This window comes from Streptomyces sp. NPDC019937 (assembly GCF_040631655.1).
In the GTDB taxonomy this organism is placed as follows: Bacteria; Actinomycetota; Actinomycetes; order Streptomycetales; family Streptomycetaceae; genus Streptomyces.
The window spans coordinates 32,998-57,777 of sequence record NZ_JBEYAL010000015.1; the positions used below are offsets into that span (position 1 = coordinate 32,998).

A 24,780-nucleotide genomic window follows, 5' to 3' on the forward strand; every position below is an offset into this window, starting at 1 on the left:
ATGACAGCGGCAGCGGCAGCACAGCCCACCGTGGTCCGGGCGCACGGCATCGTCAAACGCTTCGGACCCACCGTCGCCCTGGACCACGCCCACCTGGCCGTGCGCCCCGGGGAGGCGCACGCCCTCGTCGGACGCAACGGGGCGGGCAAGTCCACGCTGGTGTCCGTCCTCACCGGCATGGAGCGCCCGGACGAGGGCGAGGTGACCTTCTCCGGCGAACCCGCCCCCGGCTACGGCGACACCCGGGCCTGGCAGCGCCGGGTCGCCTGCGTCTACCAGAAGTCGATGGTGGTCCCGCATCTGACGGTCGCCGAGAACCTCTACCTGGGCCGCTTCCAGGGCACCGGGCGCATCCGGTGGCGCGCCCTGCGCGAGGAGGCCCGGGCGCTGCTGGGGGAGTACGGCGTCGACGTGGACCCCCGGACCCGGGCGAAGGACCTCGGCGTCGAACAGCGGCAGTTCGTGGAGATCGCCCGCGCCCTGTCCTTCGGCGCCCGGCTGATCATCCTCGACGAGCCCACCGCACAGCTCGACGCGGGCGGCATCGACCGGCTCTTCACCAAGCTGCTCGAACTGCGCCGCCAGGGTGTCGCCTTCCTGTTCATCTCGCACCACCTCCAGGAGGTCTACGACCTCTGCGACACCGTCACCGTCTTCCGCGACGCCCGCCACGTGCTGACCGCCCCCGTCGCCGACCTCCCCAAGGAGAACCTGGTCGCGGCGATGACCGGCGACGGCGAAGCCGCCCGGGAGGGCGACTCCCGGGCCGCCGTCCACGCTCCCGTCACCGTGCGGAAGACCGACCAGGGCGGCGAACCGGTGCTGCGCACCGAAGGGCTCACCCTGGAGGACGAGTTCGCGCCGCTGGACCTGGTGGTGCGGCCGGGCGAGGTGCTGGGCCTGGCCGGGGCGACCGCCAGCGGCAACACGGCGATCGGCGAGACCCTGGTGGGCCTGCGCAAACCGGGCGACGGCCGGGTCCTGGTACGGGGCAGGCCGGTGCGCCCCGGCAGCGTGCCGCACGCCATCGACGCGGGCATCGGCTACGTCCCGGAGGACCGCCACGACCAGGGCCTGGTCCTGGGCCGCAGCGTCGCCGAGAACGCCACGCTGACCGTCACCGACCAGCTCGGGCCGTACGGCACGGTGCTGCCGTCCCGCACCCGCGCCTTCGCCCAGCGCATGATCACCTCGCTGGACATCAAGACCTCGGGGCCCTCGCAGCCCGTCTCGGGCCTGTCCGGCGGCAATCAGCAGAAGGTCGTCATCGCCCGGGCGCTGGCCCGCGAGCCGAGCGTGCTGGTCGCGATCCGGCCGACCGCCGGGGTGGACGTGAAGTCCAAGGACGCCCTGCTCGGCGTCGTACGGGATGTGGCGGCGGCCGGGAGCGGCGCGCTGATCGTCTCCGACGAGCTGGACGACCTGCGGGTCTGCGACCGGGTCCTGGCCTTCTTCCACGGGCGGGTCGTGGCCGAGTTCGGCAGCGGCTGGACCGACCGCCAGTTGGTCGCCGCGATGGAAGGCATGACGGAACCGGGCACCGCGGACACGCACGGCATGAACGGCACGGCGCACGGCACGGCCGGGGGAACCGAAGACCGCACGGGAGGACCACAGACATGATCGGTACCGCACGGCAGCAGCCCGCCGAGGCGGTGGCGGACGGGGCGACGGGGGCCCGCAGCCGTCCGCGGATCGACATCGCGCGCTGGCGCGATCTGTCCCTGGTCCCGGTGATCTTCGTCCTGGGCGTGATCGGCTTCATCGTCTCGCCCGCCTTCCTCACCGAGGACAACCTGATCGGCGTCGTCCAGCAGTCCACCGAGCTGGGGCTGCTGGTGCTGGGCGAGGCGCTGATCCTGATCAGCGGCCGGATGGACCTCTCCCTGGAGTCCACCATCGCCGTGGCGCCCGTGATCGCCCTCTGGCTGGTGCTGCCCTCGCACGGCGCACGCTTCGCAGGGCTCGGGCTGCTGCCCGTATGGACCGCCATTCCGCTGTGCCTGGCGGTCGGCGGCCTGATCGGCGCGGCCAACGGCTTCCTGATGCTCAAGCTGCGCGTCAACGGCTTCATCGCGACCCTGGGCATGCTCACCATGCTGCGCGGACTCCAGGTCGGCATCGCCGAGGGGCAGTCCATCGTCAACGTCCCCGAGTCGTTCCGCTACCTCGGCAAGGCCGACTGGCTGGGCGCGCCCGCCGCCGTCTGGCTGTGCCTGGGCCTGTACGCGCTCGGCGGCCTCGCGCTGGGGTATCTGCGGCACGGCCGCGCCCTGTACGCGATCGGCGGCAACCCCGAGGCGGCGCGCGCCGCCGGTATCCGCGTCGACCGCATCACCTGGATCGTGCTCAGCGCCGGCGGAGTGCTGGCCGCCTTCGCCGGAATCCTCTACACCGGCCACTACGGCTCGGTCGCCGCGACCCAGGGCAACGGCTGGATCTTCCAGGTGTTCGCCGCCGCGGTCATCGGCGGCATCAGCCTCAAGGGCGGCCGCGGCACGCTCTTCGGAGCCCTCACGGGTGTGCTTACGCTGCAATTGGTCGTCAATGTGATGACCCTCGGCGGCGTTCCGCCACTGTGGAACCAGTTCATCAACGGCTCCATCATCATCGTCGCGCTGATCATCTCCCGCTACGCGAGCGGCGAGAAGCAGGACTGACACACAGCACCGGGGAACAGGGAACAGAGGCGAGGACTCATGGCGCAGGTACCCCAAGGGACGCGCGAACTGGGGCGCTCGGGCGTCTACGTACCACCTCTCGGGCTCGGCTGCGCCCCGCTCGCCAATCTGTACGCCGCCGTGCCCGAGGAACGCGCGCTGGCGACCGTCCACACCGCCCTGGAACTCGGCTGCACCTATCTGGACACCGCGCCGCACTACGGCGTCGGGCTCTCCGAGGAGCGGCTGGGGCGCGCGCTCGCCGGGCGCGGGCGGGGCTCGTACACGCTCTCCACCAAGGTGGGGCGGCGGCTGCGGGACCGGGCGCCCGGCGAGCCCGTCCAGCCGGACGGGTTCGCGGACACCCCCGACCGCGTCCGCGAGTGGGACTTCTCCCGGGACGGCATCCGCGCCTCCCTGGAGTCCTCCCTGGAACGCCTCGGGGTCGACGCCCTCGACATCGTCTACGTCCACGACCCGGAGAACCACATCCGCGAGGTGTACGAGACGGCCTTCCCGGCGCTCGCCGAACTGCGCGACCAGAAGCTCGTCCGGGCCATCGGCTTCGGCATGAACTTCAGCGACATCCTCGCCCGCTTCGTCGCCGACCTCGACGTGGACGTCGTCCTGTGTGCCGGGCGCTGGACCCTGCTGGAGCGCACCGCCTACGACGACCTGCTGCCGGTGTGCGAGCGGCGCGGCACCTCGGTGGTGGTCGGCGGCGTCTACAACTCCGGCCTGCTCGCCGACCCCCGCCCCGGCGCGCGCTACAACTACGAGGAGGCCCCGCCGGAGATCGCCGAGCGGGCCCGGCGGCTCGCCACCGTCTGCGCCGAGTTCGGGGTGCCGCTGCGGGCCGCCGCCCTGCGCTTCCCCTTCGCCCATCCGGCCGTGGCCACCGCCGTCGTCGGCTGCGCCTCCCCGGCCGAGGTGCGGGACAACGCCGAGATGTTCGGCCACGACATCCCCGACGAGCTGTGGCACGCGCTGGTCGAGCGCGGCCTGCTCGACGACGACATCCCGCTGCCGCTCTGACTTCCCGATCCCGAGGAAATGCCGTGCCGCTGAGCCGAATCGACGCCCACCACCACCTGTGGGACCTCTCCCGCCGGCCGCAGCCGTGGATGGACGGCCCCTGGGCCGACCCCATCGCCCGCACCGTCACCCCCGCGGACCTGCTGCCGCATCTGGACGCCCACGGGATCGACGCCACGGTCCTCGTCCAGTCCAGCTCCTCGTACGACGAGACCCGCGAACTCCTCGCCCTGGCGGGCGCCTCGGACCGGATCGCGGGCGTCGTCGGCTGGGCCGACCTCACCGACCCCGAGCTGCCCGCGGTGCTCGCCGCCCTGGCCGCGGGACCGGGCGGCGACCGGCTGGTCGGACTGCGGCACCAGGTGCAGGACGAGGCCGACCCCGACTGGCTGGCACGCCCCGACGTACGGCGCGGCCTCGCCACGGCGGCCGACGCGGGGCTCGTCTACGATCTGCTGGTCACCCCGCGCGAACTGCCCGCCGCGATCACGGCGGTACGGGAACTGCCCGGCGTGCGCTTCGTCCTCGACCACGCGGCGAAACCGCCGGTCGCCGGCGGCGAGCGCGAGCCGTGGACCGGCCTCCTGACGGAACTGGCCGCCCTGCCCAACGTCGACTGCAAGCTGTCGGGACTGGTCACCGAGGCCGACTGGACGGCCTGGAAGCCGGAGCAGGTGCTGCCCTACGCCCGCCATGTGCTGGAGGTGTTCGGCCCGGAGCGGGTGCTGTTCGGGTCGGACTGGCCGGTGTGCGAACTGGCCGCGACGTACGCGGACGTCGTGTCCCTCGCCGACCGGGCGACGGCCGGCCTCACCGCCGCCGAGCGCGCCTCGGTCTTCGGCGCGAGCGCCACCCGCGCGTACGGCCTGAAACCCTAGCGCTCAGCCCACCCCGCCGCGGCCGTTCGCCGGCCTGGGCCGGGGGCGTGGGGGCGGAGCCCCCTGTGGGCTCCGGGGCGGAGCGTCCGAGGGGTCCGGGGTGGCGCCCTGAGCCAGGGGCCGGGGCGGTGCCCCGGTGGGTCGGTCCGGCCCCCGCACCCCAACGCGGGCGGCCGGTCCTCGGCCCCGGGCCGGGGTCCGGGGCGGAGCCCCAGCGGGGTCCGGGGCGGAGCCCCGGTTCGGGAAGGGGCGGGGTGGGGAAAGGCCCGCCGTCACAGCGTCGAGCGCAGCCACTGCTCCACGCTCGCCACATGCACCGTCGCCCACGACCGCGCCGCCTCCGCGTCCCGGTCCCGGAGCGCGCCCAGGATCGCCCGGTGCTCGTGCAGGGTGCGGCTGACGGCGTCCTCCTGCGTGAGGCCGCGCCAGACGCGGGCGCGGGTCGTGGGGCCGGAGAGCCCGTCCAGGAGGGAGCACAGCACCGAATTGCCCGACGCGTGGACGATCCCCCGGTGGAATTCGAGATCGCAGGCGACCAGCTCCTCCACCGACGGCGTCTGCCCCAGCGCGTCCAGCTGGGCGCCGAGCGCGTCCAGCGCGGCGTCGCTGATCCGGCCGCACGCCTGCGCCGTCGCCGCGGGCTCCAGGATGCGGCGCACGGCCAGGAACTCCAGGACGGTGTCGTCCCGGTGGAAGTCGACCACGAAGCTCAGCGCCTCCAGCAGCAACTGGGGGTCGAGGCTGGTGACGTACGTACCGTCGCCCTGCCGTACGTCGAGGATGCGGATCAGGGACAGCGCGCGGACGGCCTCGCGCAGCGAGTTGCGGGACAGGCCCAGGTCCGCGGCCAGCTCGCTCTCCTTGGGAAGCCGGTCACCCGGGCGCAGCGCACCCGAGACGATCATGCCCTTGATTTTTTCGATCGCCTCGTCGGTGACCGCCATGATGGACCTCCGGGTGAAACATCCGATGTATGGGTCCATTATGACGCGCGCGGACCGGCGGCGTCTTCAGGGACGCCGCCGGTCCGCTGCCGGCTTCCGCCGAGGTGGCTCAGAAGGTGAAGGGGCCCGGGGACTGGGCCGAGGTGGCGGTGCAGTTGACCGTGATCAGGCCGAAGATCACCAGCTTCAGCGACTTGGCCTCCAGCTTGTCGCCCGCGGCCACGGTGCCCTTGAGCGGGCCGGTGGTCACATCGGAGCCGGTCTTGATCGCCGGGTTGGCGTTGCCGGTGAACGTCGTGGTGCCGGAGCCGTTCTTCGACAGCGTCAGGGTGGAGGCGACCGCGCCCGCCGGGACGTCGATCGGCGCCTTGATCGCACCCGAGGAGAGGGTGATGGTCGCGGCGGTGCCGTTCTGCGTGGCCGTCAGCGTCGCGAGGCCCGAACCGAATGTTCCGCACTCGGCCGTGATGGTCGCGGTGGTCGGGGTGACCGCGACCGCGCTCGGCGCCAGCGCGAGCGCGCCGGCGGCCAGTGCTGCTGCTCCCATTGCCGTGCCGATCCCGAGCTTGATGCGTCTCATGGGGGACTGCCTTCCGGAAGTGGGGGAAGTGAGCGGTGGGCTTGTGGGGGGTGCGGTGCGACCGCACGCGCTGACGGTCCGTCATGTGCCGTGCGGGCGGAAGCTATTGACGCGCGCGCAGCCGAAGAAGGCAAGAGTGATTCCGCAACTATTTAACGCGCGAGTAAGGTCGCACCCCGCACAGTGACAAGCAGCGACAGGCAGCAACGGGCAGCGACAAACGGGCGGCCGGGTGAGGAGAAAGATCTCCTCACCCGGCCGCCCGCCTGCCGCCTGCCGTCAGCCGCGCTTGGCCAGCAGCTCCTCGACCCGCCCGCGGATGCCGTCGTCGTCCAGACCGCGGATCGTCAGCGTGGTGCGGCGCCGCAGCACGTCGTCCGCCGTCTGCGCCCACTCGTGATCACGGGCGTAGACCACCTGGGCCCAGATCTCCGGGGCGTCCGGGTGGATCCGCTCGGCGAGCGCCGCGTCGCCGCTCGCCAGCCGCGCGATGTCGAAGGAGAGCGAACCGTAGTGGGTCGCCAGATGGCGCGCGGTGTCCGCGGCCATGCGCGGGCCGGGCGTACCGCCGTCCACCAGCAGCCGGTGGGCGACCGCGTGCGGATTGGCCAGGCCCGGCAGCGGCATGTGCTTGGGCAGCTGCCCGACCGGCTCCATGTCGTCCGCGAGCGGGCGGCCCGGCAGCTGGGCGAGCTTGCTCATCACGGTGCGGCCGATGTGGCGGAAGGTGGTCCACTTGCCGCCGGCTATGGAGAGCATGCCGCCCTTGCCCTCGGTGACCACCGTCTCCCGCTTGGCCTTGGCGGTGTCGCCGGGGCCGCCGGGCAGCACCCGAAGCCCCGCGAACGAGTAGGTGATCAGATCGCGGGAGAGCTGCTGGTCGCGGATGGAGAAGGCGGCCTCGTCCAGGATCTGGGTGATGTCCGCCTCGTTGACCGCGACGTCGGCCGGGTCGCCCTCGTACGGCTCGTCGGTGGTGCCCAGCAGCAGCATGTCCTCCCAGGGGAGGGCGAAGGTGATGCGGTACTTGTCGATGGGCGTCGCCAGCGCCGCCCGCCAGGGGGAGGTGCGCTTGAGGACCAGGTGAGCGCCCTTGGAGAGGCGGATGGACGGCGCCGCGTGCGGGTCCTCCATCCGGCGCAGGTGGTCCACCCACGGGCCGGTGGCGTTGAGCACCAGCCGGGCGTCGACGCCGAACTCGGTGCCGTCGGTGCGGTCCTTCAGCTCCGCCCCGGTGACCCGGCCGCCGGTCTTGCGCAGCCCGGTGACCTCGGCGTGGTTGAGGACGGTGGCGCCCGCGTCGACCGCGGCCCGGACCGTCATCAGGGCCATGCGGCTGTCGTTCATCTGCCCGTCGCCGTACACGGCGACCGCCCGCAGCCCCTCGGTGCGCAGCTCCGGGACGTCCCGCGCGGCCTTCTCGGCGTTGATCACATGGCCGACGCCGTCACGGAACGCGGAGAGCGCCGAGTACGCGAAGACACCCGCGCCCAGCTTGGCCGCGCCGTGCGGGCCGCCCTTGTAGACCGGCAGGTAGAAGGTGAGCGGGTTGGACAGGTGGGGCGCGACGCTGCGCGAGACGGCGCGCCGCTCGAAGTGGTTCTCGGCGACGAGCTTGACCGCGCCGGTCTGGAGATAGCGCAGGCCGCCGTGGAGCAGCTTGGAGGAGGCGGAGGAGGTGGCGCCGGCGAAGTCGCCGGCGTCCACCATGGCCACCCGCAGTCCGGACTGCGCGGCGTGCCAGGCAGTGGTGATGCCCAGGATGCCGCCGCCGATCACCAGGAGGTCGTACGAAGCCTTGGACAGCTGTTCCCGGGTTTCGGCGCGGGTCGGGTGCGAACCGGCAGCCGGGTGCGTCCCGAGGGAAGGAACGCTCTGCAGGGGGGTCATTGGGATTACTCCTCGTCCTCGATCCAGCCCATGGTCCGCTGCACGGCCTTGAGCCAGTTCTTGTACTCGCGGTCCCGTATGTCCGCGTCCATACGGGGGGTCCACTCGGCGGCCCGGCGCCAGTTGGCGCGCAGCGCGTCGGTGTCCGGCCAGAAGCCGACGGCCAGGCCGGCGGCGTAGGCGGCGCCGAGGCAGGTGGTCTCGGCGACCATCGGGCGCACCACGGGTGCGTCGAGGGCGTCCGAGAGGGTCTGCATCAGCAGGTTGTTGGAGGTCATGCCGCCGTCGACCTTGAGCGCGGTCAGCTCGACGCCGGAGTCCTTGGTCATCGCGTCGACGATCTCGCGGGTCTGCCAGGCGGTGGCCTCCAGCACGGCCCGCGCGATGTGCGCCTTGGTGACGTAGCGGGTCAGGCCCGCGATCACGCCGCGCGCGTCGTCGCGCCAGTACGGGGCGAACAGGCCGGAGAACGCGGGCACGAAGTACGCGCCGCCGTTGTCCTCCACCGAGCTGGCCAGGGTCTCGATCTCGGCGGCGCTGTTGATCAGCCCCATCTGGTCGCGCATCCACTGCACCAGCGAACCGGTGACCGCGATGGAGCCCTCCAGGGCGTACACCGGCTTCTGGTCGCCGATCCGGTAGCCGACGGTGGTCAGCAGGCCGTTGTAGGAGTTGACCGGCTTGTCGGCGGTGTTCATCAGCAGGAAGGTGCCGGTGCCGTAGGTGGACTTGGCCTCGCCCTCGGCGAAGCAGGTCTGGCCGAACAGGGCCGCCTGCTGGTCGCCGAGCGCGGAGGCGACGGGCACGCCCGCGAGGATGCCGTCGGCGGTGTGCCCGTAGACCTCCGCGGAGGAGCGGATCTCCGGCAGCACGGCGGCCGGGATGTCCATCGAGTGCAGGATCTTCTGGTCCCAGTCGAGGGTGTGGAGGTTCATCAGCATGGTGCGGGAGGCGTTGGTGACGTCGGTGACGTGCACCCCGCCGTCGACCCCGCCGGTCAGGTTCCAGATGACCCAGGAGTCCATGGTGCCGAAGAGGATCTCGCCCGCCTCGGCCCGCTCGCGCAGGCCCTCGACGTTGTCCAGCAGCCAGCGGATCTTGGGCCCGGCGAAGTAGGACGCCAGGGGCAGGCCCGTCTCGCGGCGGAAGCGGTCCTGGCCGACGTTGCGGCCCAGCTCCCGGCACAGGGCGTCGGTGCGGGTGTCCTGCCACACCAGCGCGTTGTGCACCGGCTCACCGGTGTTCTTGTCCCACAGCAGGGTGGTCTCGCGCTGGTTGGTGATGCCGATCGCCTTGACGTCGGCGGAGGTGATCTCGGCCTTGGTGATCGCGCCGGTCACGACCTCCTGCACGTTCTGCCAGATCTCGGCCGCGTTGTGTTCGACCCAGCCCGGCTTGGGGAAAATCTGCTCGTGCTCCTTCTGGTCGACCGAGACGATGCGCCCGTCCCGGTCGAAGACGATGCAGCGGCTGGACGTGGTGCCCTGGTCGATGGCGGCGATGAACGGACCGTGTCCGTGGGAGGAGGCGCTCGTGGTGTGGGTGTCGGTCATGGTGGGTTGCTCTCCTGCGAGTCCGATGGGGTGGGGGCTAGGCGAAGGCGATCTGGTAGATGCCGCCGGCGAGGGCTCCACCGAGGAGCGGGCCGACGACGGGGATCCAGGCGTAGCCCCAGTCCGAGCCACCCTTGTTGGGCAGCGGCAGGAGGGCGTGCACGATGCGCGGGCCCAGGTCACGGACCGGGTTGATGGCGTAGCCGGTCGGGCCGCCGAGCGAGAGGCCGATGCCGACCACGACCAGGGCGGTGATCAGGACGCCGATCACGCCCAGGCCCTTGCCCTCGCCGTTCAGACCCTGGGTGAGGATGGCGAGGACCAGCACCGTGGTGGCGATGATCTCGGTGGCCAGGTTCTGGGCGGTGTTGCGGATCTCCGGGCCGGTGGAGAAGATCCCCAGCACCGGGCCCGCGTCGCTGGCCTGAGCGGCGTCGGCCGTCTTCGTGTCCTGGGCGCCCGGACCGCCGACGATCTCGCGGTCGGTGAGATGCGCCCGGAAGTGGCCCACGTACGCGATCCACATCAGCACCGCGCCGATCATGGCGCCGGTGATCTGCCCGAGGAAGTAGACCGGTACGTCGCTCCACTCGGTGCCGCCCTCGATCGCGAGGCCGAGCGTCACCGCCGGGTTGAGGTGCGCACCGGAGAGCGGCGCCGAGATGTACGCGCCCGTGAGGACGGCGAAGCCCCACCCGAAGGTGATCGCCAGCCATCCCGCGTCGAACGCCTTGGACCGCTTCAAGAGAACGCCTGCGACGACACCACAGCCGAGCAGGGTGAGTACGGCGGTACCGATGGTCTCGCCGATGAAGATGTCGGAGCTGGACACCCGCGACTCCTTTGTCCTTCGTCCAGGGGAAGGCGAACCCCCGGTCCCGCCGAGGATCCGCGCCCTCGTGGGAGGGCGTTGGTCGGCCCGCGGCGAGTCCACCATAGCGAATATTGTCGTCAGGTGTTCGACAATGCCGACCGATGAACGGCAGTTTTCTTCACGGCGAAGACCCCGTCAAGAGTCCTGTGGAGGAAAACTGCGGAGGATGTGAAACCGTGATGAATGACCATCGACCTGGCCAAAGGTCCTGGTCAGGCTCCCGGTCCAGGTGGGGGCGGGTCTACGCCGGGCCAGGGGAGGGGCCGGGGTCGGCGCCGGGGTCAGAAGCGGCCGGCGCCCAGGTCGCGGGAGACCGCCCGCGCGCAGTCCCGTACGGCGGCGATCAGGTCGGAGCGCAGCTCCCCGTCCGCGCACACCCGCTCCACCGCGCCCGCGATCCCCACCGCCCCCACCGGCAGCCGCCGCCGGTCGTGCACCGGGGCCGCGACCGAGGCGACGCCCTCCCAGGTCTCCTCCACGTCCGAGCCCCAGCCGCGCGCCCGGGTGAGCGCCAGAACACCCTCGAACGCGTCCGTCTCGGTCACCGTGCGCGGGGTGAACGGCTTCCGGTCGCCCTCGGTCGCCTCGCTGTGCGCCACCGGGTCGTACGCCGAGAGCACCTTGCCCAGGGCGGTGGAGTGCAGCGGCTGCATGGCGCCGACCTCCAGCACCTGACGGCTGTCGTCCGGCCGGAAGACATGGTGGACGATGAGCACGCCCTGCTGGTGCAGCACGCCGAGGTAGACGCTCTCGCCGCTGGAGCGCGCCAGGTCGTCCGTCCACACCAGGGCCCGGGCGCGCAGTTCGTGGACGTCCAGATAGCTGTTGCCCAGCCGCAGCAGCTCGGCGCCCAGCTGATAGCGGCCCGAGTTCTCGTCCTGTTCGACGAACCCCTCCTGCTGGAGGGTGCGCAGGATGCCGTGGGCGGTCCCCTTGGCGAGGCCGAGGGTGGAGGCGATGTCGGACAGTCCCAGCCGGCGCTCGCCCCCGGCGAGCAGGCGTAGCATCGCGGCAGCCCGCTCCAGCGACTGGATGTTCCGTGCCATCGCCAACCCTCCTGACTGCGGTTCGACAATGCTGAACACTATCGGTCCATGCCGACTCCGCGGTACAGGGAGCCGAACGTCAATGATCACCAGTCCGCGACGGCCGACCGAAGGATGTTCGTCCGGGTGCTGGGACGGACACCTGCCCCTTGCGCCCGGCAGCTAGGCTGGCCTGGTGCGTCCTCCCCGAGCGAGGGCGCAAAGCCGACAGCCGTCGCACTCCAGGGAGCACATCCATGGCCTCGCACACGTCATCGTCCGCATCCGCCGTCCGAGTCGACGCCCTCCGCGAGGCACTTGCCTCCCGCGTGGTGGTCGCCGACGGCGCGATGGGCACGATGCTCCAGGCGCAGGACCCCAGCCTCGACGACTTCCAGCAGCTCGAGGGCTGCAACGAGATCCTGAACATCACCCGCCCCGACATCGTCCGCTCGGTCCACGAGGCGTACTTCGAGGTGGGCGTGGACTGCGTCGAGACGAACACCTTCGGCGCCAACCACGCGGCGCTGGGCGAGTACGACATCCCCGAGCGGGTCTACGAGCTGTCCGAGGCGGGCGTCCGGATCGCCCGAGAGGTGGCCGACGAGTTCGCCGCCGACGGGCGCCACCGCTGGGTGCTCGGCTCGATGGGCCCCGGCACCAAGCTCCCCACCCTCGGCCACGCCCCGTACACCACGCTGCGCGACGCCTATCAGCAGAACGCCGAAGGCATGATCGCCGGTGGTGCGGACGCCCTCCTGGTCGAGACCACCCAGGACCTGCTGCAGACCAAGGCCGCGGTCCTCGGCGCCCGCCGTGCCCTGGACGCCACCGGCAGCAACCTGCCCATCATCTGCTCGGTCACCGTCGAGACCACCGGCACCATGCTGCTGGGCTCCGAGATCGGCGCGGCGCTGACCGCGCTGGAGCCGCTGGGCATCGACATGATCGGCCTGAACTGCGCCACCGGCCCGGCCGAGATGAGCGAGCACCTGCGCTACCTCGCCCGCCACGCCCGCGTGCCCCTGTCGTGCATGCCGAACGCGGGCCTGCCGGTCCTCGGCAAGGACGGCGCCCACTACCCGCTCACCCCGGGCGAGCTGGCCGACGCCCAGGAGACCTTCGTCCGCGAGTACGGGATGTCCCTGGTCGGCGGCTGCTGCGGCACCACGCCCGAGCATCTGCGCCAGGTCGTCGAGCGGGTCCGCGACCTGACCCCGACCGCGCGCGACCCGCGCCCCGAGCCGGGCGCCGCCTCGCTGTACCAGACGGTGCCGTTCCGCCAGGACACCTCGTACCTGGCCATCGGGGAGCGGACGAACGCCAACGGGTCGAAGAAGTTCCGCGAGGCCATGCTGGAGGGCCGCTGGGACGACTGCGTGGAGATCGCCCGTGAGCAGATCCGCGAGGGTGCCCATCTGCTCGACCTGTGCGTGGACTACGTCGGCCGCGACGGCGTCGCCGACATGCGGGAGCTGGCCGGCCGCTTCGCCACCGCCTCCACCCTGCCCATCGTGCTGGACTCCACCGAGGTGGACGTCATCCAGGCCGGACTGGAGAAGCTGGGCGGCCGCGCGGTCATCAACTCGGTCAACTACGAGGACGGCGACGGCCCCGAGTCCCGCTTCGCCAGGGTCACCCGGCTCGCCCGGGAACACGGCGCCGCGCTGATCGCGCTGACCATCGACGAGGAGGGCCAGGCCCGCACCGCCGAGCACAAGGTGGAGATCGCCGAGCGGATCATCGCCGACCTGACCGGCAACTGGGGCATCCACGAGTCCGACATCCTCATCGACTGCCTGACCTTCACCATCTGTACCGGTCAGGAGGAGTCCCGCAAGGACGGCGTCAACACCATCGAGGCGATCCGCGAGCTGAAGCGCCGTCACCCCGATGTGCAGACCACGCTGGGGCTGTCGAACATCTCCTTCGGCCTCAACCCGGCCGCCCGCATCCTCCTCAACTCCGTCTTCCTGGACGAGTGCGTCAAGGCCGGGCTGGACTCGGCGATCGTGCACGCGAGCAAGATCCTGCCGATCGCGCGGTTCGACGAGGAGCAGGTCACCACGGCCCTGGACCTGATCTACGACCGGCGCGCCGAGGGGTACGACCCGCTGCAGAAGCTGATGGCGCTGTTCGAGGGCGCCACCGCGAAGTCCCTGAAGGCGGGCAAGGCCGAGGAACTGGCCGCCCTGCCGCTGGACGAGCGCCTCCAGCGGCGCATCATCGACGGCGAGCGCAACGGCCTGGAGGCCGACCTCGACGAAGCCCTCGCCGAGCGGCCCGCCCTGGACATCGTCAACGAGACGCTGCTGGAGGGCATGAAGGTCGTCGGTGAGCTGTTCGGCTCCGGCCAGATGCAGCTGCCGTTCGTGCTCCAGTCCGCCGAGGTGATGAAGACCGCGGTGGCCCATCTGGAGCCGCACATGGAGAAGTCCGACGACGAGGGCAAGGGCACCATCGTGCTCGCCACCGTCCGCGGCGACGTCCACGACATCGGCAAGAACCTCGTCGACATCATCCTCTCCAACAACGGCTACAACGTCGTCAACCTCGGCATCAAGCAGCCGGTCTCCGCGATCCTGGACGCCGCCCAGGAGCACCGCGCCGACGTCATCGGCATGTCGGGGCTGCTGGTGAAGTCCACGGTGATCATGAAGGAGAACCTGGAGGAGCTGAACCAGCGCAGCCTGGCCGCCGACTACCCCGTCATCCTCGGCGGGGCCGCCCTCACCCGCGCCTACGTCGAACAGGACCTCCACGAGATCTACGAGGGCGAGGTCCGCTACGCCCGCGACGCCTTCGAGGGCCTGCGCCTGATGGACGCCCTCATCGCCGTCAAGCGCGGCGTCCCCGGCGCGGAGCTGCCCGCCCTCAAGCAGCGCCGCGTGCCCAAGCGGGACGTAGGCCTGAGCGACCCGGAGCCGGAGGGCCCCGCGCGCTCCGACGTGGCCACCGACAACCCGGTGCCCACCCCGCCCTTCTGGGGCACCCGCGTCGTCAAGGGCATCCAGCAGGTCGACTACGCGTCCTGGCTGGACGAGGGCGCGCTGTTCAAGGGCCAGTGGGGGCTCAAGGAGGCCCGTACGGGCGACGGGCCGAGCTACGCGGAGCTGGTGGAGTCCGAGGGGCGCCCGCGGCTGCGCGGCTGGCTGGACAGGCTGCGTACGGAGAACCTGCTGGAGGCCGCCGTGGTCTACGGCTACTTCCCCTGCGTCTCCAAGGGCGACGACCTCGTCCTGCTCAACGACGACGGCAGCGAGCGGACCCGCTTCACCTTCCCGCGCCAGCGCCGGGGCCGCCGCCTGTGCCTGGCGGACTTCTTCCGGCCCGAGGAGTCCGGCGAGACCGATGTGGTCGGGCTCCAGGTGGTCACCGTCGGCTCGAAGATCGGCGAGGCGACCGCCGAGCTGTTCGCCGCCGACTCCTACCGCGACTACCTGGAGCTGCACGGGCTGTCCGTGCAGCTCGCCGAGGCGCTGGCGGAGTACTGGCACGCCCGGGTCCGGTCCGAGCTGGGCTTCGCCGGTGAGGACCCCGGCGACATCGAGGACATGTTCGCGCTGAAGTACCGCGGCGCGCGCTTCTCGCTCGGCTACGGCGCCTGCCCCGACCTGGAGGACCGGGCGAAGATCGCCGATCTGCTGGAGCCGGAGCGGATCGGGGTGAAGCTCTCCGAGGAGTTCCAGCTGCACCCCGAGCAGTCGACCGACGCGATCGTCATCCATCACCCGGAGGCCAAGTACTTCAACGCCCGGTAACCGGTGGGCGCCCGACAGGAGGCGCCGCGACGCCCCGCGTCGTAGACTGGTCGATCCGGTAGAGGCCGGTCGTCTTCCCACAGCGGAAGGGGGCCGGCCTTCGTGCCCCTTATCCGGAGGTGTTTGGATGACCAGCAGCATCCCCGCCGTCGACACCCGTTTTGCCGAGGGCTCCGCCCTGCAGGCGGTCCTGCTCGACATGGACGGCACCCTGGTGGACACCGAGGACATCTGGTGGGACGCGGAAGTGTCCATCTTCGCCGAGCTGGGCCACGCCCTCGCCGAGGAGTACCGCGAGGTGGTGGTCGGCGGCCCGATGGCCCGCAGCGCCTCGTTCCTCATCGAGGCCACCGGCGCCGACATCGCGCTCGCGGAGCTGTCCGGCCTGCTGAACAGCCGTTTCACCGAGCTGCTCGACGGGACCGTGCCCATGCTGCCCGGCGCGCGCCGGCTGCTCACCGAGCTGGCCGCGCACGAGGTGCCGACCGCCCTGGTCTCCGCCTCGCACCGGCGGGTGATGGACCGGCTGCTGCGGTCCATCGGACCCGAGAACTTCGCGCTGACGGTCGCGGGAGACGAGATCGGCCGCACCAAGCCGCACCCCGACCCGTATCTGTTCGCCGCCGCGGGGCTGGCCGCCGACCCGGCGCGGTGCGTGGTCATCGAGGACACGGCGACCGGGGTACGGGCCGCCGAGGCGGCCGGGTGCCGGGTGGTGGCGGTGCCCTCCGTCGTACCGATCGAGCCCGCGGCGGGCCGTACGGTCGTCGGGTCGCTGGAAGAAGTCGATCTTCCATTTCTCCGCTCGCTGGTCACAGCACTGCACTGATCGCGCACTGAGCGTATTTCTGTAAATTGCAGACTGAATAACGCGCTCCCCGTTTTTGTGCGGCGGCGACGGCATTTCGGGCGTGATGTTTGTCACTGCATATGCCGTCGACAGGTGGGGTGGGTATCTGCTGCGCGTCCCGTCTGGTGCGATTTGGGCGAGCCCTTGTGTCCGGATTGGTGACATGCCGTACGATACGCGACCGCGTTCGGATATCGGTCGGCTCATATCCGTTATCGGTGCGTGATATCGCCTCAACTTCGTTGTGTCTGAGCATGGCTGGCGCCTCGGACTAATCTCGTCGCGAGTGGTTGATCGATCGCAGGGAGACTCCCGACAATGAAGCGCAAGTCGCTCGCGCTGCCGGCCGCGGCGGGCCTACTGACGTCAGTGCTCACCGCATGCGGTGGATCCGGCGGCTCGGGCTCCGACGACGGCGCCATCGTCCTGGGGAGCACCGACCGGATCGAGGCCTCGAAGGCGGCGCCCGCCCCGCTGGACCCCGCCCAGGCCTATGACTTCGCCTCCTGGAGCGTCCTGCACAACAGCTTCCAGACGCTGATGCGGCTGCCCCGCTCGGGCACCGAGCCGATACCCGACGCCGCGCAGAAGTGCGGCTTCCAGGACCGGCGGAGCGAGCAGTACCGCTGCACCCTGCGCAGCGGGCTCACGTTCTCCAACGGTCACGAGCTCACCTCCGAGGACGTCAAGTTCTCCCTCGACCGCATGCTGCGCATCAAGGACCGCAACGGCCCGGTCTCCCTGCTCTCGAACGTGGACAAGGTCGAGACCCCGACCTCCCGTGAGGTCGTCATCCACCTCCGCGCGCCCGACGCGACCTTCCCGTCCAAGCTCACCACCCCGGCCGCGGCCATCCTGGACAGCGAGGTCTACCGGGGGAACGCACTGCGCAAGGGCTTCGACCTCGTGGGCTCGGGCCCGTACCAGGCGAAGACCGAGGTCCGGGGCGACCGGCTGGTGAAGGTGCTCTTCACCCGGAACCCCCACTACCGGGGCGATGTGAAGCCGGACAGCGACAAGGTCGAGCTGCGGTTCTTCGAATCCGCCTCGGCGATGGAGAAGGCGCTGGCCAAGGGCGACATCGACGTGGTGCACCGCGGCTTCGCGCCCGGCCAGATCGACAAGCTCAACAAGGGCGAGGTCAAGGGCGTCCGGCTCTTCGAGTCCTCGGGCCAGGGCATCCGCTACCTCGTCTTCGACACCGAGGACCCGTCGGTGAGGGCCAAGGCCGTACGGCAGGCCATCGCCCATCTGGTGGACCGGCAGGCGCTGGTGCGCGACGTCTACAAGCGGACCGCCGAGCCCCTGTACTCGATGATCCCGAACAACGTCATCTCGCACACCAACTCGTTCCACAACGAGTACGGCGACCCCGACCCCGACGCGGCCCGCGGCGCCCTGCGCGATGCCGGGATCAGCACCCCGGTGAAGCTGACCCTGACGTACACGACCGACCACTACGGTCCGGAGACCGCCCGGGAGTTCAAGGAGCTGCAGCGCCAGCTCAACCGCAGCGGCCTGTTCAAGGTCAGGATCAAGGGCGTCCGCTGGACCGAGTTCCGCCCCAACCTCGCCAAGCACGCGTACGCCGCCTACGGCATGGGGTGGCTGCCGGACTTCCCGGACCCGGACAACTACATCGCGCCCTTCCTGACCAAGGACAATTTCCTGGGCTCGCCCTACCGCGACAGCACCGTGCAGGACGAGCTGATCCCGCGCACCCGGCAGGAGAGCCAGCGCACCCGCGCGGCCGGAGACTTCCAGACCATTCAGAACACCATCGCCGACGATGTGCCCTATCTGCCGCTGTGGCAGGGGAACACCTACGTGGCGGCCCGAGAGAACATCACCGGGGCCGAATACGCGTTCGACTCCTCGACCATGCTGCAGCTATGGGAGCTGGGCCGAGGCGCCGGCAGCTGACGCGACGCCAGACGGGGGCCGGATACGAGACGACGAAACTGTGAGGAAACCACCCGTGAGGAAACGTGACCAGTGGCTGGCAGCTCCGCTCGGTGCGGGACTTGCCGCCGCCCTGCTCACCGGCTGTGGGAGCGAGGACGGGGACGCCGCGGGCAGCGGTGAGCACGTCGTCATGGGAATGTCGGACGAGGTGCTGGCCACCGACCCGGCATCCGGCTACGACCCGGGCTCCTGGCTGTTGTTCAACAACGTGTTCCAGTCGCTGCTGAGCTTCCCCAAGGGCGGCACCACCCCGCAGCCGGAGGCGGCGGAGAAGTGCGGCTTCAAGGACGGCTCCAGCCAGGTCTTCACCTGCACCCTGCGGAACGACCTGACGTTCTCCAACGGGCATCCGCTCACCTCGGAGGACGTCAAGTTCTCGTTCGAGCGCACCCTGCGGATCAACGACGAGAACGGCCCGGCGGTGATGCTCTCCACCATCGGGAACATCAAGACCCCGGACGAGCGGACCGTCGTCTTCAACCTGAAGACCCCGGACGCCACCTTCCCGCAGAAGATCGCCTCCGGCGCCGGGTCCATCGTGGACCACAGCGCCTACCCGGCCGACAAGCTGCGCACCGACAACAAGGCGGTCGGCTCCGGCGTCTACAAGCTGGACTCCTTCAGCAAGGAGGAGGCGGACTTCTCGGTCAACGGCGGTTACAAGGGCCCTGCCAAGGCCCAGAACACCGGGCTGACCCTGAAGTTCTTCAAGGGCCGGCAGCAGGAGCTGAAGGACGCCGTCCAGAACGGCGACGTGGACCTGGCCTACCGGGGACTGGCCATGAAGGACCTGGCCGACCTGCAGGCCGAGTCCCTCAGCGGCGGCAAGAACCTGAACGTCGTCGAGGGAACCGGCGCCGAGATCCAGCACCTGGTCTTCAACATGGAGGACCCGGTGGCCGGGAAGCTGGGCGTCCGCAAGGCCATGGCGTACCTCATCGACCGCTCCACCCTGGTCCGGGACGTCTACAAGCGCACCGCCGAGCCGCTGTACTCCGTCGTCCCGGCCGGGATCACCGGCCACAACACGGCCTTCTTCGACAAGTACGGCGACCGGCCGCAGCCGGAGAAGGCCAAGCAGGCGCTGCGGGAGGAGGGGATCACCGACAAGGTCAAGCTCACCCTGTGGGGCACCCCGATCCGCTACGGCCCCGGCACCGTGCCGGGCCTGCACGAGATCGCCAAGCAGCTCAACGCCAGCGGGCTGTTCGACGTCGACGTGAAGAGCACCGACGCCGCCGCCTATGAGAAGGGCGTGGCCGCGGGCGACTACCCCGTCTACGTCAAGGGCTGGGTGCCCGACTACCCGGACCCGGACAACTTCGTCGCCCCGTTCTTCGGCGCCGGCAACGTCCTGGCCAACCACTACACCTCGGCGCAGCTCACCGGGCAGCTCATCCCGGCCACCGCCGGCCAGCCCAGCCGCGCGGCCACGGTCGGCGACTTCCAGAAGATCCAGAACCTGGTCGCCGACGATGTGCCGATGCTGCCGCTGTGGCAGGGCAAGCAGTACGCGGTGGCCCAGGATTCCATCTCCGGGCTGCAGTGGACCCTGGACGCCTCGACGGTCTTCCGCTTCTGGGAGATCAAGAAGTCGCCGACCGACTGACGCGGCGTCCCGCCCCGGCGCGCGCCTGCCCCGCACCGCGCGCCGGGTGCGGTGCGGCTACTGCGCGCCGGGGCGGACCAGCCCGCTCTCGTAGGCGTAGACCGCGGCCTGCACCCGGTCCCGCAGCCCCAGCTTGGTCAGCACATGGCCCACATGCGTCTTGACCGTCGTCTCGCTCACGAACAGATCCGCGGCGATCTCCGCGTTCGACAGGCCCCGGGCCACCAGCTTGAGCACCTCGACCTCGCGCTCGGTGAGCGTGTGCAGGGTGTCCGGGACCGGCTCCTCACCCGACGGCAGGTGCCCGGCGTACTTGTCGAGCAGCCGGCGCGTGATGCTCGGCGCCAGCATCGCCTCGCCCGCCGCCACCACCCGGATGGCCTGCACCAGCTCGGTGGCCGGCGCGTCCTTCAGCAGAAAGCCGCTGGCCCCGGCGCGCAGCGCCTCCACCACGTACTCGTCGAGGTCGAAAGTGGTCAGCACCAGCACCTTCGCCGGGCCGTCCCGCCCGGGGCCGGTGATCTGCCGGGTCGCCTCCACCCCGTCCATCCGCGGCATCCGGATGTCCATCAGCACCACGTCGGGCTGGAGCGCCCGCACCTGGTCGAGGGCCTGCAGACCGTCCCCCGCCTCGCCGACGACCGCCAGATCCTGCTCCGCCTCCAGGATCATCCGGAAGCCGGTGCGCAGCAGCGGTTGATCATCGACCAGTAGGACGCGGATCGCCACGGGATCTCCTTCGCTAGACCGCGTCCATTCTGCCGGAGCCGTCGCCCCCGGAGGGAGCGGGGGACAGGGGCGGGGACTGCGCCGGGATCACGGGCAGCGGATACGGCGGGGGAGTGCCACCGAATTCCGGACAGCGCGCCTGGTGATCGCACCAGCCGCACAGCTTGGTCCGGCGCGGCAGGAAGTCCCCCGTCTCCGTCGCCAGCCGGATCGCCTCCCACAGGGCCAGCACCTTGCGCTCCACGCCGAGCAGATCCCGCTCGTCCGGGTCGTAACTCAGCACATCGCCGCTGCCCAGGTAGACCAGCTGCAGCCGGCGCGGCACCGTGCCGCGCAGCCGCCACAGCACCAGGGCGTAGAACTTCATCTGGAACAGCGCCTCGCCCGCGTACCGCGGCCCGGGCGCCTTCCCCGTCTTGTAGTCGACGATCCGCACCTCACCGGTCGGCGCGATGTCCACCCGGTCGATGATCCCGCGCAGCGTCAGCCCCGACTCCAGCGCGGTCTCCACGAACAGCTCCCGCTCGGCGGGCTCCAGCCGTGTCGGGTCCTCCAGCGAGAACCACTCCTCCACCAGCTTCTCGGCCCCCGCCAGCCACTCGGTCAGCTGCTCCGGGGACTCCGCGCCGTCCTCCCCCCGGAACAGCTCCGCCAGCTCCGGCTTGGCCGCCAGCAGCCGCTCCCACTCGCCCGGCACCATCGCCCGGGCGCGCGGCGCGGTGCGCTCGGCGGCGGGCGCGTCGAACAAGCGCTCCAGCACCGCGTGCACCACCGTGCCCCGGGTCGCGGCCGCGCTCGGCTTCTCCGGCAGTTTGTCGATCACCCGGAAGCGGTACAGCAAGGGGCACCGCATGAAGTCGGCCGCTCGGGACGGGGAGAGCGACGCGGCACGGCCTGACTGCGGTGCCCCGTCCGGCTGTTCGGGCTGCCCTGAGGTGATTCCCATGGCCAAGACCCTACGACCCGCCACCGACAGCCGGACGCATACCATCGACGTCCGAGCCCCTCGCACTGCATGATCGTGGGGACCGTATCAAAACAGGGTGCGACGGACGCACCCGACGAGGGGACACCGTGGACAACAGCGGGCAGCGGCAGTCCGGCGACGGGGGAGCGGACCGCACGACCGAGCCCGAGGCGGACAAGCCGCGCCGCCCACCCGAGGCGGGCGGCGGCATCCTGATGGGGCGCCCCTTCGGCGTACCCGTCTATGTCTCGCCCAGCTGGTTCCTGGTGGCCGCCCTCATCACCTGGGTCTTCGGCGGCCAGCTGGAGCGGGTGCTGCCGGAGCTGGGCGCCGCCCGCTACCTGGTGTCACTGTTCTTCGCGGTCGCCTTCTACGCCTCCGTCCTGGTGCACGAGCTGGCCCACACCGTGGCCGCCCTGCGCTTCAAGCTGCCGGTGCGCCGGATCCAGCTGCAGTTCTTCGGCGGCGTCTCGGAGATCGAGAAGGAGTCCGAGACCCCCGGCCGGGAGTTCGTCCTCGCCTTCGTCGGCCCGCTGCTCTCCCTGGTCCTCTCCGGGGTCTTCTACCTCGGGATGCTGGTCGTGGAGCCCGACTCGGTGCCCGGGGTGCTGCTCGCCGGGCTGATGATCTCCAACCTCATCGTGGCCGCCTTCAACCTGCTCCCCGGCCTTCCGCTGGACGGCGGGCGGATGCTGCGCGCCGTCGTCTGGAAGATCAGCGGCAGGCCCATGGCCGGCACCGTCGCCGCCGCCTGGACCGGCCGGGCGCTCGCCGTCGCCGTCCTGGTGGGACTGCCGCTGCTCACCCAGGCGGGCGGCCTCGGCGGCGAGCCCAAGGACTTCGGCAGCGTCGACTCGCTCACCGACGCGCTGCTCGCCGCCATACTGGCCGCGATCATCTGGACCGGCGCGGGCAACAGCCTGCGCATGGCCCGGCTGCGGGAGCGCCTGCCGGACCTGCGCGCCCGCAACCTCACCCGGCGCGCCGTGCCCGTCGCCGCCGACACCCCGCTGTCCGAGGCGCTGCGGCGGGCCAACGAGGCCGGGGCGCGCGCCCTGGTCGTGGTGGACGGCCACGGCGCCCCGACCGCCGTGGTGCGGGAGGCGGCCATCGTCGGGGTCCCGGAGCACCGGCGCCCCTGGGTCGCGGTCAGCGGCCTCGCCCAGGACCTCAAGGACGGGATGCGGGTCTCCGCCGAGCTGACCGGCGAGGAGCTGCTGGACACCCTGCGCGCCACCCCGGCGACCGAGTACCTGGTGGTGGAGGAGACGGGCGAGATCTACGGGGTGCTCTCCACGGCGGACGTCGAGCGCGCCTTCGTCAACGCCATGGCACGCACCCCGACCGCCTGAGGCGGGCGCCCCGGGGCCCGCCGTCCCGGACAGCCTCCCGGCCCCGGTAGGCTGTTCACATGTCCGAACCGACCGGTGCCGCCCGCCGTCGCGGGCCCTTCCAGGTCGGGGACCAGGTCCAGCTCACCGACCCCAAGGGACGCCACTACACGTTCACGCTCGAAGCCGGGAAGAATTTCCACACCCACAAGGGTTCCTTCCCCCATGACGAGCTGATCGGCGCCCCCGAGGGAACTGTCGTGCGCACCACGGGAAACGTCGCGTATCTCGCGCTGCGTCCCCTGCTCCCCGACTATGTCCTGTCCATGCCACGCGGTGCCGCCGTGGTCTACCCCAAGGACGCGGGGCAGATCCTGGCGATGGCCGACATCTTCCCCGGCGCACGCGTCGTCGAGGCGGGCGTCGGCTCCGGCTCGCTCTCCACCTTCCTGCTGCGGGCCATCGGCGACCAGGGCATGCTGCACTCCTACGAGCGCCGGGCCGACTTCGCCGAGATCGCCTCCCAGAACGTCGAGCGCTACTTCGGCGCCCCGCACCCCGCCTGGCGGCTCACCGTCGGCGACCTCCAGGACAACCTGTCCGACACCGACGTCGACCGCGTCATCCTGGACATGCTCGCCCCCTGGGAGTGCCTGGAGGCGGTGTCCAAGGCGCTCGTGCCCGGCGGCATCCTGTGCGCCTACGTGGCCACCACCACCCAGCTGGCCCGCACCGTGGAGTCCATCCGCGAGCACGGCACCTTCAACGAGCCGTCCGCCTGGGAGACCATGGTCCGCACCTGGCACGTCGAGGGCCTGGCGGTGCGCCCCGACCACCGCATGATCGGCCACACCGGCTTCCTGCTCACCGCCCGCCGCCTCGCGGACGGCGTGGAGCCGCCGCTGCGCCGCCGCCGGCCCGCCAAGGGCGCGTACGGCGACGACTACCCCGGCTACGGCAGCGGGAAGGACACCGGCGCCGGCGGCGCCCCGGAGGGCAAGCGGGGCGCGTCCGGCGGCCAGGCCCCCGCGGCCGACGGCGGCTGACCGCCCGGTCACGTCAACGACTCGGCGCGGCCACCGACTTCCCCCCTGCGGGGCGGTGGCCGCGCCGGTGTGAGATGTGGCACGATGCGGAGCACCCCCTCCGCCGCAGCCATGTCATGGAGTCGTCCCGCGTGCAGTCTCTGGGCCCGGATCTCGCACACACCCGCACCCGTCCGGTGCACTGGATCGCGACCGCGGCCGCCGTGGCCGCCGTCGTCGCCGGGGCGGCGGTCTTCCAGCCCCCCGCCGCCAAGGCCACCTCGGCCCCCACCACCCTCTCCGCGCACCGCGCCGACGGCCTTCCGGCCCTGCTGGCCCCCGATCCACGGGCCGCGCACTACCCGATGGACTGCGGCCGGGCCGAGCCCGGCGTCGTGGACCGGGCCTCGGGAGACCTCGACGGGGACGGGCGGCCGGAAACCGTCGCCGTGGTCCGCTGCGAGACCGCGGCCGGCAACCCGCCCAGCGGCGTCTACGTGCTCGCCCAGCCGGAGCGCGCGGGTGCGGCCCCCCGGATCGTTGCGACCTTCGTCGATCCGAAGGAGGGGATGAGCGTCAAGGATTTCGCCGTGCGCGGAACGAAGGTTTCGGCCACTTTGCTGGGCTACTCGTCCACCAAGGTTCCGCGGTGCTGTCCCGATCTGCAGCGCAAGGTCAACTGGCAGTGGCGGGACGGCGAGTTCGTACTGAAGGCCCTTCCCGTGCCGGGGAGTGTCTGACCGGTCACGCGCTGTCGCGCGCCGGGCGCTACTCCGCGTCCGGGCCGTACACCTCGACCTTGTCCGCGGCGCGCCGCACATGGATGCAGTCGCCCGGGCACTCCTTGGCGGAGTCCACGACCTCGGTGAGCAGCGGCAGCGGCACCTTGGTCGTCGCGCCCTTGTCCTGCAGAAGCTCGTCGTCGGCGCTCTTGACGTAGGCTAGACCGTCGATGTCGAGTTCGAAGACCTCGGGCGCGTACTGGGCACAGATCCCATCACCCGTGCACAGGTCCTGGTCAATCCAGACTTCAAGATCGCCGATCTCCTCGTTCCGCACGGTGCGTCGCCTGCCGTTCCCTCGATACGCGATTCAACATTGACT

The 24,780-nt window shown here is 71.1% G+C and carries 20 protein-coding genes; 11 read left to right on the forward strand and 9 right to left on the reverse strand.

Features of this window, described 5'->3' with window-relative positions:
* Genes ABZ562_RS16910 through ABZ562_RS16925 form a run of 4 tightly spaced genes read left to right on the forward strand, consistent with a single transcriptional unit; the run spans window position 1 to window position 4,573 of the window.
* Window positions 1-1,623 carry a sugar ABC transporter ATP-binding protein gene (locus tag ABZ562_RS16910; RefSeq protein WP_361479444.1) on the forward strand — a complete coding sequence of 541 codons (1,623 nt, stop codon included), beginning with the start codon at window positions 1-3 and terminating at the stop codon, window positions 1,621-1,623.
* Complete coding sequence (locus ABZ562_RS16915) at window positions 1,620-2,660, forward strand: ABC transporter permease (protein ID WP_361479447.1); 1,041 nt, start codon at window positions 1,620-1,622, stop codon at window positions 2,658-2,660. Before ABZ562_RS16910 ends, ABZ562_RS16915 begins: the two co-directional genes overlap by 4 nt.
* A gap of 39 nt (window positions 2,661-2,699) precedes the next feature.
* Window positions 2,700-3,695: an aldo/keto reductase gene (locus ABZ562_RS16920; RefSeq protein WP_361479450.1), complete on the forward strand. Its 996-nt coding sequence runs from the start codon at window positions 2,700-2,702 to the stop codon at window positions 3,693-3,695.
* Window positions 3,696-3,724: 29 nt separating this feature from the next.
* A complete protein-coding gene (locus tag ABZ562_RS16925; RefSeq protein WP_361479857.1) occupies window positions 3,725-4,573 on the forward strand; it encodes an amidohydrolase family protein in 849 nt (282 codons plus the stop codon).
* 272 nt (window positions 4,574-4,845) lie between these two features.
* Here ABZ562_RS16925 and ABZ562_RS16930 read toward each other — a convergent pair whose 3' ends face one another.
* The 6 genes from ABZ562_RS16930 to ABZ562_RS16955 form a co-directional block, all read right to left on the reverse strand.
* A complete protein-coding gene (locus ABZ562_RS16930) occupies window positions 4,846-5,517 on the reverse strand; it encodes a FadR/GntR family transcriptional regulator (protein WP_361479453.1) in 672 nt (223 codons plus the stop codon).
* 109 nt (window positions 5,518-5,626) lie between these two features.
* The gene (locus ABZ562_RS16935; protein ID WP_361479456.1) at window positions 5,627-6,097 is read right to left on the reverse strand and encodes a hypothetical protein; all 471 of its coding nucleotides are present in this window, start codon (window positions 6,095-6,097) and stop codon (window positions 5,627-5,629) included.
* A 279-nt stretch (window positions 6,098-6,376) separates the two neighbouring features.
* Entirely contained in the window at window positions 6,377-7,987 is a 1,611-nt protein-coding gene (locus ABZ562_RS16940; protein ID WP_361479459.1) for a glycerol-3-phosphate dehydrogenase/oxidase, read from the reverse strand.
* Window positions 7,988-7,992: 5 nt separating this feature from the next.
* Window positions 7,993-9,540, reverse strand: a complete 1,548-nt coding sequence (gene glpK, locus ABZ562_RS16945; protein WP_361479462.1) for a glycerol kinase GlpK — start codon at window positions 9,538-9,540, stop codon at window positions 7,993-7,995.
* 37 nt (window positions 9,541-9,577) lie between these two features.
* Window positions 9,578-10,372 (reverse strand): MIP/aquaporin family protein, encoded by a 795-nt coding sequence (locus ABZ562_RS16950; protein WP_361479465.1) that lies wholly within the window; start codon window positions 10,370-10,372, stop codon window positions 9,578-9,580.
* 323 nt (window positions 10,373-10,695) lie between these two features.
* Complete coding sequence (locus ABZ562_RS16955; protein ID WP_361479468.1) at window positions 10,696-11,460, reverse strand: IclR family transcriptional regulator; 765 nt, start codon at window positions 11,458-11,460, stop codon at window positions 10,696-10,698.
* 236 nt (window positions 11,461-11,696) lie between these two features.
* On the opposite strand from ABZ562_RS16955, the gene metH reads away from it, so the two are divergent.
* The 4 genes from metH to ABZ562_RS16975 all read left to right on the forward strand — a co-directional run bounded on the left by metH (window position 11,697) and on the right by ABZ562_RS16975 (window position 19,624).
* Window positions 11,697-15,200 carry a methionine synthase gene (gene metH / locus ABZ562_RS16960; protein WP_361479471.1) on the forward strand — a complete coding sequence of 1,168 codons (3,504 nt, stop codon included), beginning with the start codon at window positions 11,697-11,699 and terminating at the stop codon, window positions 15,198-15,200.
* A gap of 127 nt (window positions 15,201-15,327) precedes the next feature.
* A complete protein-coding gene (locus tag ABZ562_RS16965; RefSeq protein WP_361479474.1) occupies window positions 15,328-16,029 on the forward strand; it encodes an HAD family phosphatase in 702 nt (233 codons plus the stop codon).
* 339 nt (window positions 16,030-16,368) lie between these two features.
* Window positions 16,369-17,973 carry an ABC transporter substrate-binding protein gene (locus tag ABZ562_RS16970; protein ID WP_361479477.1) on the forward strand — a complete coding sequence of 535 codons (1,605 nt, stop codon included), beginning with the start codon at window positions 16,369-16,371 and terminating at the stop codon, window positions 17,971-17,973.
* A gap of 55 nt (window positions 17,974-18,028) precedes the next feature.
* Window positions 18,029-19,624 carry an ABC transporter substrate-binding protein gene (locus ABZ562_RS16975; protein ID WP_361479480.1) on the forward strand — a complete coding sequence of 532 codons (1,596 nt, stop codon included), beginning with the start codon at window positions 18,029-18,031 and terminating at the stop codon, window positions 19,622-19,624.
* A gap of 57 nt (window positions 19,625-19,681) precedes the next feature.
* Here ABZ562_RS16975 and ABZ562_RS16980 read toward each other — a convergent pair whose 3' ends face one another.
* On the reverse strand, window positions 19,682-20,353 hold the full coding sequence (locus tag ABZ562_RS16980) for a response regulator transcription factor (RefSeq protein ID WP_009719179.1): 672 nt from the start codon (window positions 20,351-20,353) through the stop codon (window positions 19,682-19,684).
* Between the two features lie 13 nt (window positions 20,354-20,366).
* On the reverse strand, window positions 20,367-21,299 hold the full coding sequence (locus ABZ562_RS16985) for a PD-(D/E)XK nuclease family protein (protein WP_361479483.1): 933 nt from the start codon (window positions 21,297-21,299) through the stop codon (window positions 20,367-20,369).
* Window positions 21,300-21,427: 128 nt separating this feature from the next.
* On the opposite strand from ABZ562_RS16985, the gene ABZ562_RS16990 reads away from it, so the two are divergent.
* The 3 genes from ABZ562_RS16990 (at window position 21,428) to ABZ562_RS17000 (ending at window position 24,416) form a co-directional block, all read left to right on the forward strand.
* Complete coding sequence (locus ABZ562_RS16990; RefSeq protein ID WP_361479486.1) at window positions 21,428-22,672, forward strand: site-2 protease family protein; 1,245 nt, start codon at window positions 21,428-21,430, stop codon at window positions 22,670-22,672.
* 59 nt (window positions 22,673-22,731) lie between these two features.
* A complete protein-coding gene (locus ABZ562_RS16995; RefSeq protein ID WP_361479488.1) occupies window positions 22,732-23,697 on the forward strand; it encodes a tRNA (adenine-N1)-methyltransferase in 966 nt (321 codons plus the stop codon).
* 116 nt (window positions 23,698-23,813) lie between these two features.
* Window positions 23,814-24,416 (forward strand): hypothetical protein, encoded by a 603-nt coding sequence (locus tag ABZ562_RS17000; protein ID WP_361479490.1) that lies wholly within the window; start codon window positions 23,814-23,816, stop codon window positions 24,414-24,416.
* 28 nt (window positions 24,417-24,444) lie between these two features.
* Here ABZ562_RS17000 and ABZ562_RS17005 read toward each other — a convergent pair whose 3' ends face one another.
* Window positions 24,445-24,735: a ferredoxin gene (locus tag ABZ562_RS17005; RefSeq protein ID WP_361479492.1), complete on the reverse strand. Its 291-nt coding sequence runs from the start codon at window positions 24,733-24,735 to the stop codon at window positions 24,445-24,447.
* Between the last annotated feature and the right edge of the window lie 45 nt (window positions 24,736-24,780).